This window comes from Hydrogenophaga sp. PBL-H3 (assembly GCF_010104355.1).
Classification (GTDB): domain Bacteria; phylum Pseudomonadota; class Gammaproteobacteria; order Burkholderiales; family Burkholderiaceae_C; genus Hydrogenophaga.
In genome coordinates this window covers 1-21,595 of record NZ_CP044972.1, presented here as the reverse complement: position 1 = coordinate 21,595, position 21,595 = coordinate 1, and the positions used below count along the sequence as shown (strand labels likewise).

The 21,595-nt window shown below is 58.9% G+C and carries 17 protein-coding genes; 11 read left to right on the top strand and 6 right to left on the bottom strand.

Translation table 11 applies throughout. The features are described 5' to 3' along the window. Positions 1 to 9: 9 nt before the first annotated feature. The 3 genes from F9Z44_RS00085 to F9Z44_RS00075 form a co-directional block, all read right to left on the bottom strand. Positions 10 to 1,983: a DDE-type integrase/transposase/recombinase gene (locus F9Z44_RS00085; RefSeq protein ID WP_159602397.1), complete on the bottom strand. Its 1,974-nt coding sequence runs from the start codon at positions 1,981 to 1,983 to the stop codon at positions 10 to 12. Further along, positions 1,964 to 2,656: a TnsA endonuclease N-terminal domain-containing protein gene (locus F9Z44_RS00080; protein WP_159602394.1), complete on the bottom strand. Its 693-nt coding sequence runs from the start codon at positions 2,654 to 2,656 to the stop codon at positions 1,964 to 1,966. The genes F9Z44_RS00085 and F9Z44_RS00080 overlap by 20 nt, the downstream gene beginning before the upstream one ends. A 454-nt stretch (positions 2,657 to 3,110) precedes the next feature. Beyond that, on the bottom strand, positions 3,111 to 3,383 hold the full coding sequence (locus tag F9Z44_RS00075; protein ID WP_159602391.1) for a DNA-binding protein: 273 nt from the start codon (positions 3,381 to 3,383) through the stop codon (positions 3,111 to 3,113). A 236-nt stretch (positions 3,384 to 3,619) separates the two neighbouring features. Here F9Z44_RS00075 and F9Z44_RS00070 point away from each other — a divergent pair, with 236 nt between their 5' ends. The 11 genes from F9Z44_RS00070 to F9Z44_RS00020 all read left to right on the top strand — a co-directional run bounded on the left by F9Z44_RS00070 (position 3,620) and on the right by F9Z44_RS00020 (position 16,074). Continuing rightward, positions 3,620 to 3,910, top strand: coding sequence for a hypothetical protein (locus tag F9Z44_RS00070; RefSeq protein WP_159602388.1), 291 nt, complete (start codon positions 3,620 to 3,622; stop codon positions 3,908 to 3,910). A gap of 97 nt (positions 3,911 to 4,007) precedes the next feature. After that, positions 4,008 to 4,703, top strand: a complete 696-nt coding sequence (locus F9Z44_RS00065) for a hypothetical protein (protein WP_159602385.1) — start codon at positions 4,008 to 4,010, stop codon at positions 4,701 to 4,703. Between the two features lie 211 nt (positions 4,704 to 4,914). Next, the gene (locus tag F9Z44_RS00060; RefSeq protein ID WP_159602382.1) at positions 4,915 to 5,346 is read left to right on the top strand and encodes a hypothetical protein; all 432 of its coding nucleotides are present in this window, start codon (positions 4,915 to 4,917) and stop codon (positions 5,344 to 5,346) included. A 72-nt stretch (positions 5,347 to 5,418) separates the two neighbouring features. Beyond that, entirely contained in the window at positions 5,419 to 5,763 is a 345-nt protein-coding gene (locus tag F9Z44_RS00055; RefSeq protein ID WP_159602379.1) for a peptidyl-tRNA hydrolase, read from the top strand. 263 nt (positions 5,764 to 6,026) lie between these two features. Beyond that, positions 6,027 to 7,523, top strand: a complete 1,497-nt coding sequence (locus tag F9Z44_RS00050) for a type I restriction-modification system subunit M (RefSeq protein WP_159602376.1) — start codon at positions 6,027 to 6,029, stop codon at positions 7,521 to 7,523. 2 nt (positions 7,524 to 7,525) lie between these two features. Continuing rightward, entirely contained in the window at positions 7,526 to 8,008 is a 483-nt protein-coding gene (locus F9Z44_RS00045; RefSeq protein ID WP_159602373.1) for a hypothetical protein, read from the top strand. Further along, entirely contained in the window at positions 8,009 to 9,523 is a 1,515-nt protein-coding gene (locus F9Z44_RS00040) for a type I restriction-modification system subunit M (protein ID WP_159602370.1), read from the top strand. Beyond that, positions 9,516 to 10,679 carry a restriction endonuclease subunit S gene (locus tag F9Z44_RS00035; protein WP_159602367.1) on the top strand — a complete coding sequence of 388 codons (1,164 nt, stop codon included), beginning with the start codon at positions 9,516 to 9,518 and terminating at the stop codon, positions 10,677 to 10,679. Before F9Z44_RS00040 ends, F9Z44_RS00035 begins: the two co-directional genes overlap by 8 nt. Further along, positions 10,676 to 13,669: a type I restriction endonuclease subunit R gene (locus F9Z44_RS00030; RefSeq protein WP_159602364.1), complete on the top strand. Its 2,994-nt coding sequence runs from the start codon at positions 10,676 to 10,678 to the stop codon at positions 13,667 to 13,669. The genes F9Z44_RS00035 and F9Z44_RS00030 overlap by 4 nt, the downstream gene beginning before the upstream one ends. 33 nt (positions 13,670 to 13,702) lie before the next feature. Beyond that, entirely contained in the window at positions 13,703 to 14,764 is a 1,062-nt protein-coding gene (locus F9Z44_RS00025) for a hypothetical protein (protein ID WP_159602361.1), read from the top strand. Further along, positions 14,761 to 16,074 carry a hypothetical protein gene (locus F9Z44_RS00020; protein WP_159602358.1) on the top strand — a complete coding sequence of 438 codons (1,314 nt, stop codon included), beginning with the start codon at positions 14,761 to 14,763 and terminating at the stop codon, positions 16,072 to 16,074. The genes F9Z44_RS00025 and F9Z44_RS00020 overlap by 4 nt, the downstream gene beginning before the upstream one ends. 191 nt (positions 16,075 to 16,265) lie before the next feature. Here F9Z44_RS00020 and gyrB read toward each other — a convergent pair whose 3' ends face one another. The 3 genes from gyrB to dnaA form a co-directional block, all read right to left on the bottom strand. After that, the gene (gyrB, locus tag F9Z44_RS00015; protein WP_201449991.1) at positions 16,266 to 18,884 is read right to left on the bottom strand and encodes a DNA topoisomerase (ATP-hydrolyzing) subunit B; all 2,619 of its coding nucleotides are present in this window, start codon (positions 18,882 to 18,884) and stop codon (positions 16,266 to 16,268) included. Positions 18,885 to 18,964: 80 nt separating this feature from the next. After that, a complete protein-coding gene (dnaN, locus tag F9Z44_RS00010) occupies positions 18,965 to 20,071 on the bottom strand; it encodes a DNA polymerase III subunit beta (protein ID WP_159602355.1) in 1,107 nt (368 codons plus the stop codon). A gap of 105 nt (positions 20,072 to 20,176) precedes the next feature. After that, positions 20,177 to 21,520 carry a chromosomal replication initiator protein DnaA gene (dnaA, locus tag F9Z44_RS00005; protein ID WP_442907230.1) on the bottom strand — a complete coding sequence of 448 codons (1,344 nt, stop codon included), beginning with the start codon at positions 21,518 to 21,520 and terminating at the stop codon, positions 20,177 to 20,179. Between the last annotated feature and the right edge of the window lie 75 nt (positions 21,521 to 21,595).

The window sequence follows — 21,595 nt, the reverse complement described above, 5'->3', positions numbered from 1 at the left end:
GCAGGCCCCTCAGACATGCGATTCCCAGGTGTACTTGGGAAGTGGGCTTGCCGATGGGACTGTATGAAGAAACTCTTCGCTATCCATCCCGGAGGGGCGGCGCGCCCCTTCGAACGCGGCTTTGTGTTGATTTAGAACGTCATTGCTATCGACCATTGACTGAGCAGCAGCCTGCTTGCGTTTGCCAGCCTTGTGCGCTTTCATCGCGGCAGCGACCATAGCTTGAATCTCTCTCTTGACCTCGAGGAGCTGCTGTTGTTGCCATTGATTCCCAAAGCGCCGGTTCACCTCTTGGCGAACCATCAAATGAACATGGCGGGTGAGTCCCTGACAATAAGCTTGGTCAACTGCAGGGACCCGAATGAATTCACCTAGATTCTCATCAAGAACGTCGATGAAGCTGACGTCATGTTCATACACACGTATTTCGACGATGGGCGACTTTTTCTTTTCTTCTCGAAAGGAAAGCAAGGCATCAGAGTTGTAGCGAATGCAGTCGTACTCAATTCCATACTTAAATGCAGTTCGATTTGCACTCTGGCCGACCATCACATCTAGCTGGCGAGGGTAGGCAGGCAGATCAATGGATGTGGAAGCCTCGTCCTCCTGCCAAGAGTAGAGCGGCGTGTTTCCTCCAAGACCCCTATGTGGCGTGCAGTGGTATTTGTCAACGATCCATTTGACAAGAATCATTGTCAGGGTGTCCAAATCCAGCGCGGCGAGATCACCGCTGGGGTAGTCGCCTCTCTGGTCAATGCTTGCAAAAACGGTACCAGGCAGTGTGTGAAAGAGATCGCGGCTTAGTGTTCCGAAGAGGCGTTCTATTGCCCCTTTCATCTCGGGATGAGCCACCCCGCAGAAAAGAAGCTCAATGGCTGCATCCATACAAAACGTTTCTAGGGCATGGCTGTGCAGATCCATGCCGTTGTCGGTCGCGATCAGCCGAGGCAGGCCTCGGACGGGCCACGGATTGTGAAGACCAGGTATGGCTTTCAGGAGATCATCTTTTGGAAGGATTGCCATCCGCAATGCATACAAGACAGAGTACGCAGATGGTGCGTGAAAGCTCAAGTAGAAGCCGGCGATCATGCGGCTCTTTCGGTCGATCACCAATGTCAGCCAAGGACGTCCCAAGACCATGCGTGTTAGCTTGCAGACGACAAGGACATCGACCGGTGTATGGTCGATCTCATAACGTTCAAGTATTCGATTGACGCGCAAGCCCTGCATCGTGCCGCGCATTTGGCGTTCACTTGCTTCCTTGCCTTCTCGGGCTCGAAGCACCACCGCGTGATTGAGATCTTTCAGCCAGCGATAAACAGTTGCTTTTGCTGGGGTTGAGATCTTCGACTCGCCACTGAGCCCCTCATTGATTCGCTGAATTCGGTCCTCCATCGCATCACACACTGTCTTGCCTGGCTGCTTCTGTGGCGTCAAGAAAACTTCAGCAATCACTTCCTCGAACACACTGAACTGGACAACGTCCCGCGTGCGCCCAGTCCGGCGATGGTCGGCAAGTTTGGTGATGCATCGAGTTGCTTCATATCGCTTCCACCAGTTCCAAACCGTTGACCAGCCCGGCGCTTTCTTATCTCCACGCTCGCGCGCAATGTTTTTGAGATGATGGGTGAAAAGCTTCGGCACGCATCTCCAACGCTCTCCTTCGGCCACAAGCCTTTGGTGAAGTTTTGTGAGGTAGTCACCCCTCATAGCGGCACATTCCGCGTCTCTGTCTCCCAGGGCTCTGATGTCTTTGGGCGTGGAAAACATTAGCTCCTTGCCAGGACCCAGACTTGACTCGTCGACACGCCAGTGTTCCCCCAGGTACTTTTCGTAGACCTCGGACACTGTGAGCGCCTGTGAGGGAGACTCACCGCTCTCCTCCTCAAACATGATCTTTCCTGTTGCGCTCCGACGTTGAAGCACCCAGACAAGGCCGTTCTCCAGGAAGCGAAGTCCGCGTTTAAAGTGAAAACGAACCATCACCAGCCTCCGTATAGCTAGGCATCCACACAAGACTTTCGGAGGTAAGCGCCAATTCAAGGTCTGTGCGCAAGCGACCCCGCGCGATGTGGCCCAAGGCGATCGTCTCGCTTCCGAGCATTTCCGCCCACGTTCCCAAGACATGGGCCGAATTTCGCGCAACGGAAATTGGAAGGTGAGGTTCCGACGTGTGAGGCAAGGTCGCCCGGTGTGCGTCGTGCAGTCGCAGGAGATTTGCGTGCAGTGGCTGCCTGCGAATCTCTTTATCCGTCAGAACACGGTAGGGACGGCCTTGTCGAGCAAACGAAAGTGCAATCTGGCCGAGCTTGCGCTGCATCTTTTTGTCATGGTCCAGCTCTTTTGCGGATTTGATTTCCAAGAGAATGGTTTTCCCGGAAGCGAGGTCACAGGAAAAGTCGGGGTAGCAACGCCTGGCGTTACCACTTGCGTCGTAGTAGGTCTCCTCACTTGGTTGTTCTTGGTAACGGAGGACAGCGGGGTGGTACTCCATCATGAGGATCGCGTCTCGTTCGATCAGAGATTCCCACTCAACAATCTTTCCTAGCTTTTTGCTTGGAAACTTGCCGCGAATCTTCTTTCCCCTGCGCGTGACGACTTTTCGAGCACGTCCCGTACCTGGTAGCTGTTCAGTTGCTCCGAGTGCGCGCTTCATCGCCGCGCCGTTCTACGCGGCAAGCTGCCGGTGGTAGTGGTCAGCAAAGCACAGGTGGCAGAAAGGACTGCATTGGAGCTGGCCATCGCGTACCGGATCCGCGTCGGAGCGGGCATTTTTCTTTGCGCGCAACTACTCGTCCGGTGGGCCTGTGGCCCTGCCCAACTCGGTGCCGTTGTCAATCGGACTTGTGGTTCCGGCCGAGATTTGGATCCACTCGGATAGGAAGCAATACTGCAAAGGCAGCGTGTGAGCGATGAAGGGGAAGGCGCGCGGGCCGAAGCCTGCGCAGTTGACGTATCCATGTGATCTCCCAAAGGCATTGACCTGCCGAGCAAAAACGCTCGGACACGGTGGCTTGACCGGAACACGCCCCTGAGAGATACTTAAGTCGCCAAACCGTTGGGTATCTCCCGGCGGAACGCCGGTCAGTCGAAAGATTGATCGGCGTTTTTTATTTCATGGGCAAATCTCCATGGGTGGGCTGGCCATGAGCGGCTAGCCTCTGTCCATCGCCGGGCTTCAAGCCCAAAGCGACCGCGATTCGGTGCGATTCGCCCCTTCTTGCTCGTAGTCGCCCGTTCAGTACTGAATAGGTCAACTGGACGCTGAAGCCGCGCGAGCGCGCCCAGTCAGCGACACTTTCCCCCTTGTCAAAGAAGTGCCGTCGAGCCTGTTCCAGAGCGTCCTCTGGAATTTGATCGAAGTAGAGCGAATGCGAGAGCATGTTTCAATGGTATAGTTTTTTATACCAACCTGCACTGGTGATCCATGAAAAAAAGTCGGCCCTCTGACGCAAGCTCAATCTCGGATGCTCGAGTTGCGATTGGCCGCCGTCTGCGAGCGGTTCGAGAAAGCATCGGAGAAAGTCAGTCCAAATTCGCTGCCCGTATGGACGTCACAAAGCTGTCGGTGTTGACCTACGAAAGCGGGACGAACTCGCCCCGGGCAGATCAGCTGTGCATGCTCGAAGCCGCAGGGGTCGACGGCAGTTACGTTGCGTTTGGCATCCCTTCGCTGGGAACGGTGGAAGCACGTCGACAGTTTGCTTCGGCACTGGCATGGGTTAAACACGAATGCATGTCTTCCTCACTGCACGTCTCTGATGAAGGGCTTGTTGAGGCGGCCTGGTTCGTGTTCAGTGAACTTCGACTTCGAGCTGCGGTGGAGCCCTCGGTTGTTCCCGAACTGCGAAAAGAGGTCAGGTCAGCGTTGGAAGCCCTGCACGGAGCCGTCGGTGGCGTCCCCGAATAACGACGACGCGCGGCTACTCGCAGCGTTGGCGATCGCCGTGAGTTCGATGCCTGAAGGCGGGCGCAGGGGGGAGTCTTTTAAGGGCGGATTGGATTGCTTGGCAGATGCCATGCGAGGCAGTTACTGGCAAATCACCGTGGCTCGCGACCTGAAGCTCAACATCTCGACTTGGATCAACCGGCCATGGCACTGCTGGAAGCTTCGCGCGCTGTGTCGAGCGCTACTTCAGGAATGTGTCGAACCAAGCGAAGAAGCACAGGTAATCCAGCTCTTGACCCGATGTTCCGCAGTGGTGGAGTTCGGAGTCGACGTCAATACCCAGTGGTACCGGCGACTCCGCGAGACGGTGGCAACGGGACAAATAACGACAAACGAACTTCGCTCACTCCTGAGCTGTTTGACGGTTTGGTGGGGTGCAGCACCCTTGCCCGGTGAAAAAAATGGAGGTCTGCTCTCGGTGCCTATCCGGATCTGGCGAATGGGTCGGCCTGCTGATGGCGAGTTGCTGATCTCAGACCACCACTGGGTGACAAAGTCACTTCTGCTGATGATCTTGATTCCCTCGGGTATCGCCTTAGCAGTGTTGACTTTCGGAGGTGCCCAGCAGTTGTTAGCGCAGGGTGCGACGCCTGCAATGATCCCATTAGGCATTGCATGGTTGACCTTTGGGCTGACCTTCTGGGCAAGCTGGTGGTGCGGCCCACAAAGCTGGTCGGCGGTCCGACGCTTGCGCCAAATTCTGAAACTGCCAGTCCACGAGCATGAACGAACTTACTCGCGCGCGATTCAATGATCCGACACTCATCCTCGGGACCATTGCCACAGCTTCGGTGGTGGGAGGCGGAACTGAATCAACAACGCCAACGCGCATCGTCGAGGCGTGCTGACGCGCTCGCGGTCAGCTCCGGGGCGATTTGTAGGAACGATCATGAGGGCCGAACATGCGGCGAACATCCAACAGGCAGATCGGCCCTTGCCTCTTCCGACTCAGTGGCGGTGGACCTATGACCCACGCGGTAAATCATGGAGTCGATGAAGCAGCATCTCCGGCCTGCTACGTTCCACTGAGCTTCGCAGAGTTCAAGGAACGTTTAGTGCGGTTGCAGGCCGGTGGGAACCAATCAGGTCGGCCACAGGTGCCTCTGGTGAGCGCCAGAGTTGGCCTGAACGGAGAGGGATACCCAGCGTTCCAACTGGACAAGCGCCTGAATCAGCCGATGCTTTTGGAGCTCTGCGAGCTGTTCAAGCTCCACCAAACTGCCGATATTTTCGTCTGGGATTTCCTGCGTACTAGGCACAAGTCACTGGGAGGGTTCACCGGTGTTGATTTCCTGCTGGATTTCTTCACTCCTGCTGTCGCCGCTATGAGCAAAGGTGAGCGCGAGCAACATTTTCTGGAGCTTGCGCTGGAAGAGATCGGTCGGCTCCAACAGTAGTTTGGTCAGTGGACACCTTTTCAAAGCCCCGTTTGAGACCTTCTCAATCCCGTGATCGCGAGAGCAGAGTTAATGAAGATGTACATCCTCATTCGAGAAGACGTTCCACTGGGATTCGCGATGGTCGCTGTTGCGCACGCTTCCCTTGCCGGATACCTCAGATTTCAGAATGAGCCTGAGGTTCAAGAATGGCTAAGCGGCCCGTTCTTCAAGGCGGTTTGCAAAGTGAACGCCAAAGAGTTTGCAAATGCGAAACAGGTGGCTGACCACGTGGTCATTTCTGAATCCGCGCTTAACAACCAAGAAGTCGCCATAGTCTTCAAGCCACGTGAGGAATGGCCAAAGATGTTCAGGTTTCTGAGGCTTTACCGGGATTCACCTGATGCGAGAGAAGCGATGCCACGGACAGCCGAGTAGTCATCTATCCAAGCGCGGCGGCTGCGGTACGACCGCTGCCTACCCGTCGTTGTTCCGAGTGCCGACTCGCAAACCCGGCCTTGATCGTTTGGGCTGGGTTGCGGCCTACGCAACCCCAACAATGGCGCGGTCCGGCCCGGAATCGAGCACCTTCGCCCCTCGTTGCCAGGCACTTCCTTTTCGATAGACTGCCTTCTGGGGAGAACTGGGCATCCTGCGCTGGGCGGGGCGACTGTGCTCCCTAGAAGGTGCAGCAATCGGCAATGAGTTCCAACCCTGTAGTCAGCCTATCCAACCTTGAATCCCATCTTTGGGAGTCCGCCAACATCTTGCGCGGCCCCGTGGACGCTGCCGACTTCAAGACCTTCATCTTCCCGTTGCTGTTTTTCAAGCGCGTCTGTGACGTCTGGGACGAGGAGTACCAGGAAATCGTCGAAGACACAGGTGACGAACAGCTTGCCTGGTTTCCTGAGTCGCACCGCTTCCAGATTCCGGAGGACTGCCATTGGGTGGACGTGCGAGCAAAGCCAACCAACGTCGGCGCCGCGCTGCAGCGCGCCATGCGCGAGATCGAAAAGGCAAACCCTGACTCTTTGTATGGCGTGTTTGGCGACGCGCAGTGGTCCAACAAAGAGCGCCTTTCAGACGCGCTGCTCAAGGACTTGATCGAGCATTTTTCAGCATTGCCCCTCGACAACCATAACGTCGACTCAGACTTGCTGGGCGACGCCTACGAATACCTGATCAAGAAGTTCGCCGACGCCACCAATAAGAAGGCCGGCGAGTTCTACACCCCTCGCAGCGTCGTGCGGCTGATGATCGACATGCTCGATCCCAAGGAAGCCGAGACCATCTATGACCCGGCCTGCGGCACTGGCGGCATGTTGCTGGCCGCCGTACAGCACGTGAAGGAGCAGCATGGCGATGTGAAGCGGCTCTGGGGCAAACTGTATGGACAGGAGAAGAACCTCACTACTTCATCTATCGCGCGGATGAACCTGTTCCTCCACGGCATCGAGGACTTCCAGGTGGTGCGCGGCGACACGCTGCGCAACCCAGCCTTCTTCGAAGTCGACCGTCTAGCCACGTTCGACTGCGTGATCGCCAATCCCCCGTTCTCACTGGAAAAGTGGGGCGAGGACCTGTGGCTGAACGATCCCTTCGGCCGCAACTTTGCCGGCCTGCCACCCTCTTCCAGCGGAGACTTCGCCTGGGTGCAGCACATGGTCAAGTCCATGGCGGACGTCAGTGGGCGAATGGCCGTCGTGCTGCCCCAGGGAGCCCTTTTCCGCAAGGGTGTGGAAGGCGGCATCCGGCAGAAACTGCTGGAGATGGATCTGGTCGAAGCCGTGATCGGGCTGGCACCCAACCTGTTCTACGGCACCGGCCTGGCAGCGTGCATCCTGGTCCTGCGCAAGCGCAAGCCGGTCAAGCACAAGAAGAAGGTGCTGATCGCCGATGCGTCGCGCCTGTTCCGCCGGGGGCGCGCGCAGAACTATCTGGAGCCCGAGCACGCCGCCAAGATGCTCGGCTGGTATCGCGGCTTTGCCGACGTGCAGGACGCGGCCCGGGTGGTCAGCCTCGACGAGATCAAGGCCGAGGACTGGACGTTGAATATTTCGCGCTACGTGATGCCACCGCTACAGGAAGACATCCCACCGCTGCCCGACGCCATTGCGGCGTTCAAGGAAGCGCTGACCCGCTGTCGTGAGGCAGAAGAGCGCCTCGCTCAGGTCATGACACAAGGGGGGTGGGTGTAGTCATGTTCTTTGTATCGGACAGCCAAACACAGCGCCACGATCGTATCCGCTCGTTCCTGACTGACGAGAGCGCCACGATTGCCGTGATCCTCGCCGCCATCGACTTTGAATGGTCCGTCCGTCGCGCAATCTTGGCTTTGGGATCAAGCCCAACCAAACATATTCGCGAGGTGGTCTTTGCAGGGTTCCATGGTGGTTATGCCAACTACGCGGACGCATGGAAGCAGGAAGTCGCGGTCTGGCTGAGGCAGTCACTAGCTCAAGCGATACCCCATTGGTCTCGGTTGGCCAACAAACAAGATGGCGCGGTTCGTTTGAGGGGACAAATCGTTCATGGTGCCCAAGTTTCGGTCTCGGCGGACTTCGCGAGGCCACGAGTCGAAGACTGGCTGGCTGCATCGACTCTATTGGAGGCCCTTGCCAAGCAACACAAGACATCCCTCTACAAGCGGATCGTGAGAAGAACGCCAAGGAAGACTGCATAGATGAGCCGCATCAGCCAACAAGAACTCGAAAGCTACCTATGGGGTGCCGCCGTGCTGCTGCGCGGCCTCATCGACGCGGGCGATTACAAGCAGTTCATCTTCCCGCTGCTGTTCTACAAGCGCGTGTCGGATGTGTGGGAAGAGGAATACCAGGCGGCGCTGGCCAACTCCAACGACGACCTCTCCTATGCCCAGTTCGCCGAGAACCACCGATTCCAGATCCCCCAAGGCGCGCACTGGAACGATGTGCGCCAGGCACCCAAGAACGTCGGCGCCGCCATCCAAAAGGCCATGCGCGCGATCGAGACGGCAAACCCGGATCTGCTCGACGGCATATTTGGCGATGCGCCTTGGACTAACCGCGAGCGTTTGCCAGACGAAACGCTGAAGAACCTGATCGAGCACTTCTCGACCCAGACGCTGTCGGTGGTCAACGTGCCAGAGGATGAGCTCGGTAATGCCTATGAATACTTGATCAAGAAGTTCGCCGACGACTCCGGCCACACGGCCGCTGAGTTCTACACCAACCGCACGGTCGTCCACCTGATGACGCAACTGCTGGCCCCGAAGGCCGGCGAGTCCATCTACGACCCCACCTGCGGCACCGGCGGCATGCTGATCTCGGCGCTGGACGAGGTGAAGCGTTCCGGCGGCGAGTACCGCACGCTCAAGCTCTACGGGCAGGAGCGCAACCTCATTACCTCATCCATCGCTCGCATGAACCTGTTTCTGCACGGGGTGGAGGACTTCGAAATCATCCGGGGTGACACCCTGGCCGAACCCAAGCACATCGAAGGCGACCGCCTGGGCCAGTTCGACGTGATCCTGGCCAACCCGCCGTACTCCATCAAGCAGTGGAACCGCGACGCCTGGAGCAGTGACAAGTGGGGCCGCAACTCGCTGGGTACGCCGCCGCAGGGCCGTGCCGACTACGCCTTCCAGCAGCACATCCTGACCAGCCTCACCGCCAAGGGGCGTAGTGCCGTGCTCTGGCCCCACGGTGTGCTGTTCCGTAATGAAGAGCAGGCCATGCGCGCCAAGATGGTTGAGCAGGACTGGGTGGAGGCCGTCATCGGTCTGGGGCCCAACCTGTTCTACAACTCCCCGATGGAGTCGTGCATCGTTATCTGCAACCGCAAGAAGGCCGCCGCTCGCAAGGGCAAGGTGATCTTCATCGACGCGGTGAACGAGGTCACCCGGGAACGGGCGCAGAGCTTTCTGAAGCCCGAGCATCAACAGCGCATCCTGACCGCCTACAAGACCTTTGCGGATGCGCCTGGTTTCGCCAAGGTCGCCACTCTGGACGAAATCGGCGCTAATGTGGGCAACCTCTCGATCCCGCTGTACGTGAAGCGCATTGCCGCCGCCATCGCCACCGACAGCAATGGCGACGCGGTATCGCTGCGCTCTACCTGGGACCAATGGCAAACCGATGGCCGCGCGTTCTGGCAACAGATGGACGCGCTGGTGGAAACGCTGGATGAACTGATTAAGGAGGACATCGAGCGTGGCTGATAACAAGAATTTGAAGCCAGGCCGGAATGTCTGGCGCTTCGATCAGATGGCGACGAACGTCAATGTCCGTATCGACAACCCGTCAGAGTCGGGCATGGAGCACTACGTTGGTCTCGAACACCTGGATACCGATTCGCTGAAGATCCGCCGCTGGGGTACGCCGGACGACGTGGAAGCCACCAAGCTGATGTTCAAGAAAGGAGACATCATTTTTGGGCGCCGTCGGGCTTACCAACGCAAACTCGGTGTTGCCGAGTTTGATGGCATTTGCTCGGCCCATGCGATGGTGCTGCGCGCCAAGCCTGAAGTCGTGCTTCCAGAATTTCTACCGTTCTTTATGCAGAGTGATCTGTTTATGCAAAGAGCTGTGGAAATATCGGTTGGCTCACTGTCGCCCACGATCAACTGGAAAACAATGGCGGTTCAGGAGTTCCTGCTACCGCCGATTGATGAACAATTAAGGCTTGTTAGCCTGCTTCGAGCAGTCGAGCGAACCAGTGAGTCGCATCAGGAGTTTGGCGGATTTGCCGACCAGCTTGTTCGTGCATTACTTGCTGACGTAATGAGCCGAGAGTGGCCAGTTGTCGACCTTGGCTCAGTCGTTCAGGGGACCCAGTACGGCCTTTCAATCAACGCCGGATCGGACGGTCAGTATCCGATGCTGCGAATGATGAATATCGAAGATGGGCTCTGCGTCGAAAATGACATCAAGTATGTAGACCTCAGCGAGAAAGACTTCGAAACCTATCGGCTGGTCGACGGCGATGTGCTTTTCAACCGGACTAACAGCTATGAATTGGTTGGCCGAACAGGGGTGTACGAGCTCGAGGGCGATCACGTCTTTGCTTCGTACCTTGTGCGGATCAAGACGTCCCCTGAAAAGCTGGAGCCGAAGTTCCTCACGCTTTACCTGAACTCTGATTTCGGGCGTCGACAAGTTCTTGCATACGCGACGAAAGCGGTAAGCCAGGCGAACGTGAACGCCAGTAACTTACTCCGTGTTCGTCTACCTTTGCCTCCCTTGGAGGTACAGAAGCAGCTGCTGGAGGAGATTGCGTGCGCGAAGTCCGCGGAAAGAGCAGCGATGGTGCGCCACTCTTACGCAGAGGAGATCAAGAAGCAGTTGCTGGCAGAAATTGCGGGGGAAGCAGAGTGAGCTCTTTCAACGAATCAAATACCGTCGAAGCCTACGTGCGTGACCTGCTCGCCGGCCCCATTAAGGCCGTCCCGGCCAGCACCGTCCAGGAACCTCAAGCCAGCTACGGTCCCAGCCCCAAAGGCATCGGCTGGCGCTACGCTGCTCCGTCTGAGGTGCCGCGCCAGATTCAGGAAGTGCTGGTCGAGCCGTGGCTGCGCGATGCGCTGATTCGGCTGAACCCGGAGATTGCCGCTCAGCCCGACCGCGCCGATGAAGCGCTCTACAAGCTGCGCGCCATCGTGCTGTCGGTGCGCTCGGATGGTCTGATCCGAGCCAACGAGGAAATGACTGCGTGGATGCGTGGCGAGCGCTCGATGCCCTTCGGCCCCAACAACGAGCACGTGCCCGTTCGGCTGATCGACCTGGATGATCTGGCGCAGAACCAGTACATCGTCACCCAGCAGTTCATCTACCGCGCAGGGCCTACAGAGCGCCGAGCCGATCTGGTGTTGTTGGTCAACGGATTGCCGCTGGTGCTGATCGAGGCCAAGACGCTAGTCAAGAAGTGCATCAGTTGGGTTGACGGTGCTGTACAGGTGCACGACGACTACGAGAAGTTCGTACCGGAGCTGTTCGTCTGCAACGTGTTCTCGGTGGCCACCGAAGGCAAGGCTTACCACTACGGGTCCATCGGCCTGGCGGTCAAGGATTGGGGGCCGTGGCATCTGGATGGCAATGGGGAGGATGGTCAGCACCACCCGCTGAAGTCGCTCAAGCTGTCCGCTGAGAGCATGTTGCGCCCGCATGTGGTGCTGGACATCCTCGGCAGCTTCACCCTGTTCGCCACCAACAAGAAAAAGCAGCGCATCAAGATCATTTGTCGCTACCAGCAGTTTGAAGCGGCCAACAAGATCGTCGAGCGCGTGCTGGCGGGTTACCCCAGGAAAGGGCTGATCTGGCACTTCCAGGGTTCGGGCAAGTCACTTCTGATGGTGTTTGCCGCGCAGAAGCTGCGCATGCACTCAGGATTGAAGAATCCCACCGTGCTGATCGTTGTGGACCGGATCGATCTCGACAGCCAGATTACCGGCACCTTCACCGGGGCGGACATCCCCAACCTCGAGAAGGCCGACAGCCGGGAGAAGCTGCAACAGTTGTTGGCGCAGGACGTGCGCAAGATCGTCATCACGACGATCTTCAAGTTCGGCGAGGCCAGCGGGGCCCTGAACACGCGCAGCAACATCATCGCGCTGGTGGACGAAGCCCACCGCACGCAAGAAGGCGACCTGGGCCGCAAGATGCGTGAGGCCCTGCCCAACGCGTTTCTGTTCGGCCTGACGGGTACACCGATCAACCGCGCCGACCGCAACACCTTCTACGCCTTCGGTGCCGACGAAGACGAGAAGGGCTACATGAGCCGCTACGGCTTCGAGGAGTCGATCCGTGACGGTGCCACGCTCAAGCTGCATTTCGAGCCCCGGCTGATCGACTTGCACATCGACAAGGCCGCGCTGGACGCCGCCTACAAGGACCTGACAGGCGGCCTGTCGGATCTGGACAAAGACAACCTCGCCAAGACCGCGGCCAAGATGGCTGTGCTGGTCAAGACGCCCGAACGCATCCGCAAGGTCTGCGAGGACATCGTCGAGCACTTCCAGACCAAGGTGGAGCCCAATGGGTTCAAGGGCCAGATCGTCACCTTCGACCGAGAGTCCTGCCTGCTGTTCAAGGCGGAGCTGGACAAGCTGCTGCCGCCCGAGGCCACGGACATAGTGATTTCGGTGCAGGCATCCGACAAGAAGGACCGCGCTGAGTACGCGAAGTACGACCGCACCCGGGACGAAGAGGAACGGCTGCTGGATCGCTTCCGCGACCCGGCGGATCCGCTGAAGCTGATCATCGTCACGGCCAAGCTGCTGACGGGCTTCGACGCGCCCATCCTTCAGGCGATGTACCTGGACAAGCCCTTGCGGGACCACACGCTCTTGCAGGCCATCTGCCGTGTGAACCGCACCTACTCCGAGCAGAAGACCCACGGCTTGATCGTGGACTACCTCGGCATCTTCGACGATGTGGCGGCGGCGCTGGAGTTCGACGACCAGAGCGTCAAGCAGGTCGTCAGCAACATCCAGGAGCTGAAGGACAAGCTGCCCGAGGCGGTGCAGAAATGCCTGGCGTTCTTTGCCGGCTGCGACCGCAGCTTGCAGGGCTATGAGGGCCTGATCGCCGCGCAGCAGTGCCTGCCGAACAACGAGGTGCGAGACAATTTCGCCGCCGAGTACAGCGTGCTCAACAAGATCTGGGAGGCGCTGTCACCGGACACCGTTCTGGGCCCCTTCGAAAAGGACTACAAGTGGCTGTCTCAGGTGTACCAGTCGGTGCAGCCGTCCAGTGGCCACGGCAAGCTGATCTGGCATTCGCTGGGCGCGAAGACGATCGAGCTGATTCATCAGAACGTGCATGTCGACGCGGTGCGGGACGATCTCGACACCCTGGTGCTAGACGCCGACCTGCTGGAGGCCGTGCTCTCGAACCCCGACCCGAAGAAGGCCAAGGAGATCGAGATCAAGTTAAAGCGCCGGCTGCGCGGGCACGGCGGCAACCCCAAGTTCAAGAAGCTGTCGGAACGGCTCGATGCGCTGAAGGAACGCTTCGAGTCCGGTCAGATCAACAGCGTCGAGTTTCTGAAGCAGTTGCTGGAAATCGCAAAGGAGACGCTGCAAGCTGAAAAGGAGGTCCCGCCTGAAGAGGATGAGGATCGCGGCAAGGCGGCACTGACCGATCTGTTCAATGAGGTGAAGACGGCCGAGACGCCCATCATCGTCGAACGCGTGGTTGCGGACATCGACGAGATCGTGCGCCTGGTCCGCTTCCCGGGCTGGCAAGGAACACAGGCCGGCGAGCGTGAGGTCAAGAAGGCACTGCGCAAGGCCCTCTTCAAATACAAGCTGCACGCGGATGAGGAGCTGTTCGAGAAAGCGTATCTGTACATTCGACAGTACTACTGATGCCTGCACGCAAGGATAAGAGGATTTGAATCTATGGCAACAGAGAAGAGCATTTCGTTCAGAAGTAACCTGGAGTCAAACTCTCTTGACTTGATTCGAAAGGTTGGTTGGAACTGCGCAAGAACCTCAGAGTTGATCGCTGGAATGGTCTCCCAGCTTGCAGCCTATACCGAGGAGGGCGTACCAATGTCCCCTTCCGTATTCATCTGCAGTTCCGTTTCGCACTTGGTCCAGCTAGCCGGTGTAGGTGAGCACATTCCGTTGTCTGCGGACGTACCGCTCGAGTTGGCTGGCGCCAAGATTCTGAAGGATGCAGCGCCGCTGTGCTTTGGTCAATGGCGCATTTTTGTCGAACGCTCAACGGATGGTCAGAGATGCAATTACGGCGTCTTCTGCGGAACCAGCGATCCGTCGTCACTGACAATCGATGAGGTGGTTCTTGACGCGTACGACGAGTCGTTTCCCGTGATTCGAATATCGCAAAGTGCGACGAACAAGGTGGAGGTCAGATCGAACGCCGGTGATGGTATTGAGTTCCGATTTAATAACGACCGCGACACTGAAGAGATCAAGGTCCACCAACACGTGCGCCAGCTTGCAGAGGCAATCTCCTCTAAAAGCGGAAGACATAGTGATCTATTCGCTGGCTACATTGATCGCGTTCTTTCGATAGCCATAAAGGACTGTCACGGAACATTAATCGCCGTCGTTCCTTCGGTCGGGGGTGGGCTCCCCGAGGAGATCTCGGATCTTGTTCGCCTTGAGCCACCCTTCTATCTGTACGACCGCTTTCAGCGACATGTTGATGAGGGTAAGACTGCATCCTCAGTCAGTCGCCTGCAGGCAGCCTCAGAACTGGTATCGGGCTTTATCGATAGCGATGGAATCACCGTTTTCAACGACGCAGGTTACGTCCTTGGCTACCGTGCATTCATCAAGAGCGACAACACTGGCGCACCTGTCACGGGTGGCGCGAGGAGCAGGGCTTTTGGATCGATGAAAGCAATGGTTGGCAAGTCACTTTCCGCCGCCTTCTTTCGATCTCAGGATGGCAGAACCGATTTCCTCCAAGCAGAGGTGGAGCAAGCAAAATGAACACGATCGTAGTTTGGAAAGAACCGCAGGGAACAATCGTTCCCAAATCGGCCGACAACGCCGTAATGATTGCTGGTGTTGCCAAGAATTTGAGCACAAGGGATCAGAAACAGATCGTTGCAGCATTCGAATCCGAGTCCTTCGAGATGATGGCCGGATTTGTATTGAACAAAGCCTTGTCTCAACTTAAGCGTGCCCTAGCATCAATGGGCATGACTTTTGTTGGGGAAATGCTTGGGCGAGCCGACATCAATGAGGACTCGGTGCCAACAGTCAGTATTTCCGACTATGAGGCGATCACTCTTGCCCGCGAACTTGGCGTCATTAACTCAACCGATGCGAAGAGGCTGACCCAGCACCTGGAGTTGCTCGCGCACTTCGACAGTCTCAATACCGACGATGCTGAGAGCGAAGAAATGGCGCGGGAGGAGGCTCTGTCCTTTCTCAGAACGTGCGTCAACTCAGTACTTGGCCGTGAGGGCAATGTCGCGCCTGCTGAGTTCGTCACCTTCAGGTCAGAGCTAGAGAGCCGGACTTTCAAAGAGACTGATCCCGAGCTGGTCACTTTGCAGGTCGCACCGTACTTCTTCAAGAAAACGACTCTCAGCATTCTCATTTCCGGGGCGAAGACCAAAACGGGTGCTCAATTCGAGCATACCCTCGGCAACATCGTAGTAATCGTCCCAGCTATTTGGAAAAGCCTGCGCGATTCAGAGAAATACGCTGTTGGGCAAGCGTACGCGGAGGCAGTTAGTGCAGGCATGAGTGCTGTCGTACTGGCACTCAAGAAGGCGCTTTCCGCAGTCCAAGGGTTTGACTTCGTTCCTGAGTCACTTCGGTCTCAGAGCTTTGCGGCAGCCGCATCGAATGTCATCAGCGTGCATACCGCGATGAACAATTTCTACAACGAGCCTTCAGCGATACAGGCGCTTTCTCGATTGGGTTCCACGATTCCCTGGCCTGCTTTCCCGATCTGCATGTCGGCAATACTTGCGGTCAAACTTGGCAACAGCTATGGCATCTCGCACGCCGCGATCCACACTGCAGATGAACTGCTCAAACGGCTGACGAAGAACCAGTGGGAGTACTACCTCAATGAGTGTTTGCCTGGCGACGAGCTTGTGCTGCAGAAGCTGAGCTGGTACGGCAAGCCGCGCAACAGATGGATCGAACTTGTCGGTCAGTTTCAGCTTCCAGCTAAGGTAGACAAGTCTTCGCTGGTCACGAAGCTACTTGCTGCCAGTCACAAGGCGGAAGAGCAATCCACTGCAACCGCTGCCAAGGCACTTTTGGACGCAATGCAGAAGTAGCACCGCCCAGAGACCTGCACGCTGCCCCGACCCTACACACGCCAGTAGACGAATCTCAGGCCCGAAACAGGCCAGTCGTAAGAAGTAGCGAAGTTCAGTCGCGGTACTTTGTCGCAAGCTCCACTAATGTGGCGCCCTTTGGAATTTCAAAGTACTGAGAAATTTTCAAAGACTTCTGAGAACCTACAACATCAAACGTCGATGTTTCCCGCCCGCAGTGCGTTGGTCTCGATGAAATCGCGACGGGGTTCCACCTCATCCCCCATGAGCATCGTGAATACGCGGTCGGCTTCGATTGCATCGTCGATCTGCACGCGCAGCAGGCGCCGCACGGTGGGGTCCATGGTGGTTTCCCAAAGCTGGGCTGGGTTCATCTCGCCCAGGCCTTTGTAGCGCTGGCGCGCCGTGGTGCGCTCGGCTTCGCTGATGAGCCAGCGCATGGCCACGCGGAAGTCGGCCACTTTTTCTTCCTTTTGTTTTTCGCCTTCACCGCGCATGACCTTGGCGCCTTCGCCGAGCAGGCCGCGGAAGGTTTCGGCCGCGGTGGCCAGCGCGGCGTAGTCGGCGCCGTGCACGAAGTCCTGCGTGAGCACGCTGCTCTTGATGTTGCCGTGGTGGCGCCGGCTGATGCGCAGGATGGGCTTGTCGGTCCGCACATCAAATTCGGCCGCCACTTCAGCGGGCACGCCGGTGGTGGTGAGTTCGCGCAGCTTGGCCTGCAGGGCGATGGCGCTGACCTCGGCTTGCTCCACCGAGTCCAGGTTGAGCGAGACGCCGTCGGCAATCGATCGCAGCGCCTCGGCGTCCATGAAATTGGACAGGCGCGCGATCACGCTCTCGGCGATCTGGTGCTTGCGCGCGAGCTCGCCCAGGGTGTCGCCGGTGAGGGTGGTCTGCGTGGCGCCGCCGGTGAAGACGCTGGCGTCTTTCAGTGCAATGCGCAGCAGGAAACCGTCGAGTGCCGCAGCGTCCTTGAGGTAGAGCTCTTCCTTGCCGGCCTTCACCTTGTAGAGCGGAGGCTGCGCAATGTAGATGTGGCCGCGCTCGACCAGCTCGGGCATCTGGCGGTAGAAGAAGGTCAGCAGCAGGGTGCGGATGTGGGCGCCGTCCACGTCGGCGTCGGTCATGATGATGATGCGGTGGTAGCGCAGCTTGGCGACGTTGAAGTCGTCCTTGCCGTCGCCGTTGGCGCTTTCACCACCCGCCTTGCCGATGCCCGTGCCCAGCGCGGTGATAAGCGTGAGGATTTCGTTGGAGGTGAGCAGCTTTTCGTAGCGCGCTTTCTCCACGTTCAGGATCTTGCCGCGCAGCGGCAGGATTGCCTGGAACTTGCGGTCGCGGCCCTGTTTGGCCGAGCCACCGGCGGAGTCGCCCTCCACGATGTAGATCTCGCACAGCGCCGGGTCTTTTTCCTGGCAGTCAGCCAGTTTGCCGGGCAGGCCCATGCCGTCGAGCACGCCTTTGCGGCGCGTCATCTCGCGCGCCTTGCGCGCGGCTTCGCGGGCGCGGGCGGCGTCCACGATCTTGCCGCAGATGATCTTGGCGTCGTTCGGGCGTTCCTGCAAATAATCGGCGAGCAGGCGGCTGACGATGTCTTCGACCGGGCCGCGCACTTCGCTGGAGACCAGCTTGTCCTTGGTCTGGCTGCTGAACTTGGGCTCGGGCACCTTGACCGACAACACGCAGCACAGGCCTTCGCGCATGTCGTCACCGGTGACCTCGACCTTGGCCTTTTTGGCGAAGTCGTTGTCGTCGATGTACTTGTTGATCACCCGCGTCATGGCCGCGCGCAGGCCGGTCAGGTGGGTGCCACCGTCGCGCTGCGGGATGTTGTTGGTGAAACACAGCACCTGCTCGTTGTAGCCGCTGTTCCACTGCATCGCCACTTCCACGCCGATGTTGGTGCCCTGGTCGCTCGCGCGGTCGCCGAGCGCGTGGAACACGTTGGGGTGCAGAACTGTCTTGCCCTTGTTGATGAAGTCGACGAAGCCCTTGACGCCACCGGCGCCAGAGAAGTCGTCTTCCTTGCCGCTGCGCTCGTCCTTCAGACGAATACGCACGCCGTTGTTCAGGAACGAGAGTTCGCGCAGGCGCTTGGACAGGATCTCGTAATGGAAGTCGGCGTTCTCGCGGAAGATGTCGTAGTCGGGCAGGAAGTGCACCTCGGTGCCGCGCTTTTCGGTGGCGCCGGTCACGCGCATGGGCGAGATCTCCACGCCGTCGGCGGTCTTCTCCAGCAGGCGGTTCTGCACGAAGCCGCGCGCGAACTCGATCTGGTGCACCTTGCCCTCACGGCGCACGGTCAGGCGCAGCCACTGGCTCAGCGCGTTCACGCAACTCACGCCCACGCCGTGCAGACCGCCTGAGACCTTGTAGCTGTTCTGGTTGAACTTGCCACCCGCGTGCAGCTCGGTGAGCGCGATCTCGGAGGCCGAGCGCTTGGGCTCGTGCTTGTCGTCCATCTTCACGCCCGTGGGGATGCCGCGGCCGTTGTCGGTGACGCTGATGGAGTTGTCGCTGTGGATGGTCACGACGATGTCGTCGCAGTGACCGGCCAGGGCTTCGTCGATGGAGTTGTCGACCACCTCGAACACCAAGTGGTGCAGGCCGGTTCCGTCCGACGTGTCGCCGATGTACATGCCCGGGCGCTTGCGCACCGCCTCCAGGCCTTCCAGGATCTGGATCGAGCCTTCGCCATACCCCTCGCTCGCACCCACCTGGTGGGCGTCGATGGTGGGCTGGAAATTGGAGCTGTCGGCGTTGGCCGCACCGGTGTTAACAGATTCGGCGGGCTTGTTGGCTTCGGACATAGGGGGCTTTTCTCAATCGCTAGAAAGGCCAAACCCGCTGGGCAGCGGGTCGGGCTTGGGGGAGAGTTGATCGCTGGGGATCAGATCCGCATCGGCATGACAACGTACTTGAAGGCGTTGTCGTCGGGGTTGGTCACCAGCGCCGAGCTGTTGCCGTCGGACAGTTCGATGCGAACCATTTCCTGCGACATGTTCTGCAGCGCGTCGATGAGGTAAGTGACGTTGAAGCCGATCTCGATCGTGTCGCCGCCGTAGTCGATGTCGAGCTCGTCGACCGCTTCTTCCTGCTCGGCGTTGCTCGAGGCCACGCGCAGCGCGCCGGGCTCGATGTTCAGGCGCACACCCTTGAACTTCTCGCTCGTCATGATGGCGGTGCGCTGCAACGAGGCCAGCAGCGGCACGCGGCCGAGCGTGACGATGTTCTTGTGGTTCTTCGGGATCACGCGGTTGTAGTCGGGGAACTTGCCCTCGACCAGCTTGGTGACGAACTCCATGCCGTCAAAGCTGAACTTGGCCTGGTTGGCGGCAAACTGCATTTCGATCGCGCCTTCCTTGTCGGAGAGCAGGCGCTGCAGTTCCAGCACCGTCTTGCGCGGCAGGATCACCTCTTGTTTGGGCACTTCCACGTCCAGCGTGGCGGAGGCGAAGGCCAGGCGGTGGCCATCGGTGGCCACCAGGCTGAGCTGCTTGCCTTCAGCCACGAACAGGATGCCGTTCAAGTAGTAGCGGATGTCGTGCACCGCCATGGAAAAGGACACCTGGCCCAGCAGGCTCTTGAGCGTCTTTTGCGGCACCGAAAACGCCGGGCCGAAGCTGGCCGATTCCTGCACCAGCGGAAAGTCCTCGGGCGGCATGCTCTGCAGCGTGAACCGGCTCTTGCCACCCTTGAGGATGAGCTTGCCGGCGCTGGACTCCAGGCTCACGTTCTGGTCGCCCGGCATGGTGCGCAGGATGTCGATGAGCTTGCGCGCGCCCAGCGTGGTGGCGAAGTTGCCGCTGTCGCCGTCGAGCTCGGCGGTGGTGCGGATCTGGATCTCCAGGTCGCTGGTGGTCAGCTGCACCTGCGAGCCGGTCTTGCGAAGCAACACGTTGGCCAGGATGGGCAGGGTGTGGCGGCGTTCCACGATGCCGGCCACCGATTGCAGCGCGGCCAGAACCTTGTCCTGGGTCGATTTCAAAACGATCATGTCAGACTCTTTCGTCTCTGGTTGCTTGTGGTCCGGGGGTTGCCTCCCCGGCGGGCCCTGCGTTTGTCGAGGCCAAATCTTCGCTATTTTCGCCTTTTTACGGCCTCATCCCTTGAGCGTCTGTTCCAGCACGTGCAGCTGCTGGTTGAGTTCGGTGTTCTGCTGGCGTTCGGCCCCGATCTTGCGCACCGCGTGCAGTACCGTCGTGTGGTCGCGCCCCCCAAACAGCTCGCCGATTTCGGGCAGGCTCTTCTGGGTCAGCTCCTTGGCGATGAACATCGCAATCTGGCGCGGGCGGGCGATGCTGGCCGGACGCTTCTTGCTGTACATGTCCGCAACCTTGATCTTGTAGAAGTCGGCCACGGTCTTCTGGATGTTCTCCACGCTGATCTGCCGGTTCTGGATCGACAACAGGTCTTTCAGCGCCTCGCGCGCCAGCGCGATCGAGATCTCTTTCTGGTTGAAGCGCGAATAGGCGAGGATCTTGCGCAGCGCACCTTCGAGCTCGCGCACGTTGGAACGCACGTTTTTCGCCACGAAGAACGCCACCTCTTCCGGCATCACCGCGTTCTCCACCGCCGCCTTGTTGATCAGGATGGCCACGCGCATCTCGAGCTCGGGCGGCTCGATGGCCACCGTCAGGCCCGAATCGAAGCGCGAGACCAGGCGCTCGTGGATGTCTGCCAGGCCCTTGGGGTAGGTGTCGCTGGTCAGCACGATGTGGCTCTTCTTGGCCAGCAGGGCCTCGAACGCGTTGAAGAACTCCTCCTGCGTGCGCTCCTTGTTGGCGAAGAACTGCACGTCGTCGATCAGCAGCAGGTCCAGTGAGTGGTAGCGCTCCTTGAACTCGTCGAAGGTTTTGCGCTGGTAAGCCTTGACCACATCCGACACAAACTGCTCGGCGTGGATGTAGAGAACCTTGGCCTGTGGACGGTCGGCCAGCAGGTGGTTGCCGATGGCGTGCACAAGGTGGGTCTTGCCCAGGCCGACGCCGCCGTAGATGAACAGCGGGTTGTACAGCTGGCCCAGGCTGCCGGCCACGTGCATGGCCGCAGCGCGAGCCATGCGGTTGGCCGAGCCCTCCACGAGGGTGGAAAACGCCAGCGCCGGGTTCAGGCGGGTTTTCGGCCCGCTCGGCGCAATGACTTCGGGGGGCGCCAGATCGGGCAGTTCGGCCAGTACCAGCTCTTGTGCGGTGCGCGGCGCTGGTGAGGTTCTGCTGGGGCCTTCGCGCGGAGCAAGTACCAACTCCAGTGTCACTGGCCTACCCTGGATGGCCTCCAGCAAGGCGGTGATGCGGGCGGCGTACTGGGTGCGGATCCAGTCCAGTTTGAAGCGGTTGGCCACCGACACCACCACCTTGGATGCGTCGGGTGCCACGGTGGCTGAAAGGGGTCGGATCCAGGTGTTGAACTGCTGTTCAGGGATGTCCTGGGAGAGTCGGTCCATGCAGGCCGACCACAGTGAGAGGGGGTCTGCGCTGCCGGAAGACAGGGACGTGCTGGGGGGAAGGCCCTCGATCAT

Bases quoted from the DNA above. Each gene is read 5' to 3' on its own strand.
- F9Z44_RS00085 (WP_159602397.1), bottom strand. From the start codon at position 1,983: ATGGTTCGTTTTCACTTTAAACGCGGACTTCGCTTCCTGGAGAACGGC.
- F9Z44_RS00080 (WP_159602394.1), bottom strand. From the start codon at position 2,656: ATGAAGCGCGCACTCGGAGCAACTGAACAGCTACCAGGTACGGGACGT.
- F9Z44_RS00075 (WP_159602391.1), bottom strand. From the start codon at position 3,383: ATGCTCTCGCATTCGCTCTACTTCGATCAAATTCCAGAGGACGCTCTG.
- F9Z44_RS00070 (WP_159602388.1), top strand. From the start codon at position 3,620: ATGCTCGAAGCCGCAGGGGTCGACGGCAGTTACGTTGCGTTTGGCATC.
- F9Z44_RS00060 (WP_159602382.1), top strand. From the start codon at position 4,915: ATGACCCACGCGGTAAATCATGGAGTCGATGAAGCAGCATCTCCGGCC.
- F9Z44_RS00055 (WP_159602379.1), top strand. From the start codon at position 5,419: ATGAAGATGTACATCCTCATTCGAGAAGACGTTCCACTGGGATTCGCG.
- F9Z44_RS00050 (WP_159602376.1), top strand. From the start codon at position 6,027: ATGAGTTCCAACCCTGTAGTCAGCCTATCCAACCTTGAATCCCATCTT.
- F9Z44_RS00045 (WP_159602373.1), top strand. From the start codon at position 7,526: ATGTTCTTTGTATCGGACAGCCAAACACAGCGCCACGATCGTATCCGC.
- F9Z44_RS00040 (WP_159602370.1), top strand. From the start codon at position 8,009: ATGAGCCGCATCAGCCAACAAGAACTCGAAAGCTACCTATGGGGTGCC.
- F9Z44_RS00025 (WP_159602361.1), top strand. From the start codon at position 13,703: ATGGCAACAGAGAAGAGCATTTCGTTCAGAAGTAACCTGGAGTCAAAC.
- F9Z44_RS00020 (WP_159602358.1), top strand. From the start codon at position 14,761: ATGAACACGATCGTAGTTTGGAAAGAACCGCAGGGAACAATCGTTCCC.
- gyrB (WP_201449991.1), bottom strand. From the start codon at position 18,884: ATGTCCGAAGCCAACAAGCCCGCCGAATCTGTTAACACCGGTGCGGCC.
- dnaN (WP_159602355.1), bottom strand. From the start codon at position 20,071: ATGATCGTTTTGAAATCGACCCAGGACAAGGTTCTGGCCGCGCTGCAA.
- dnaA (WP_442907230.1), bottom strand. From the start codon at position 21,520: ATGGACCGACTCTCCCAGGACATCCCTGAACAGCAGTTCAACACCTGG.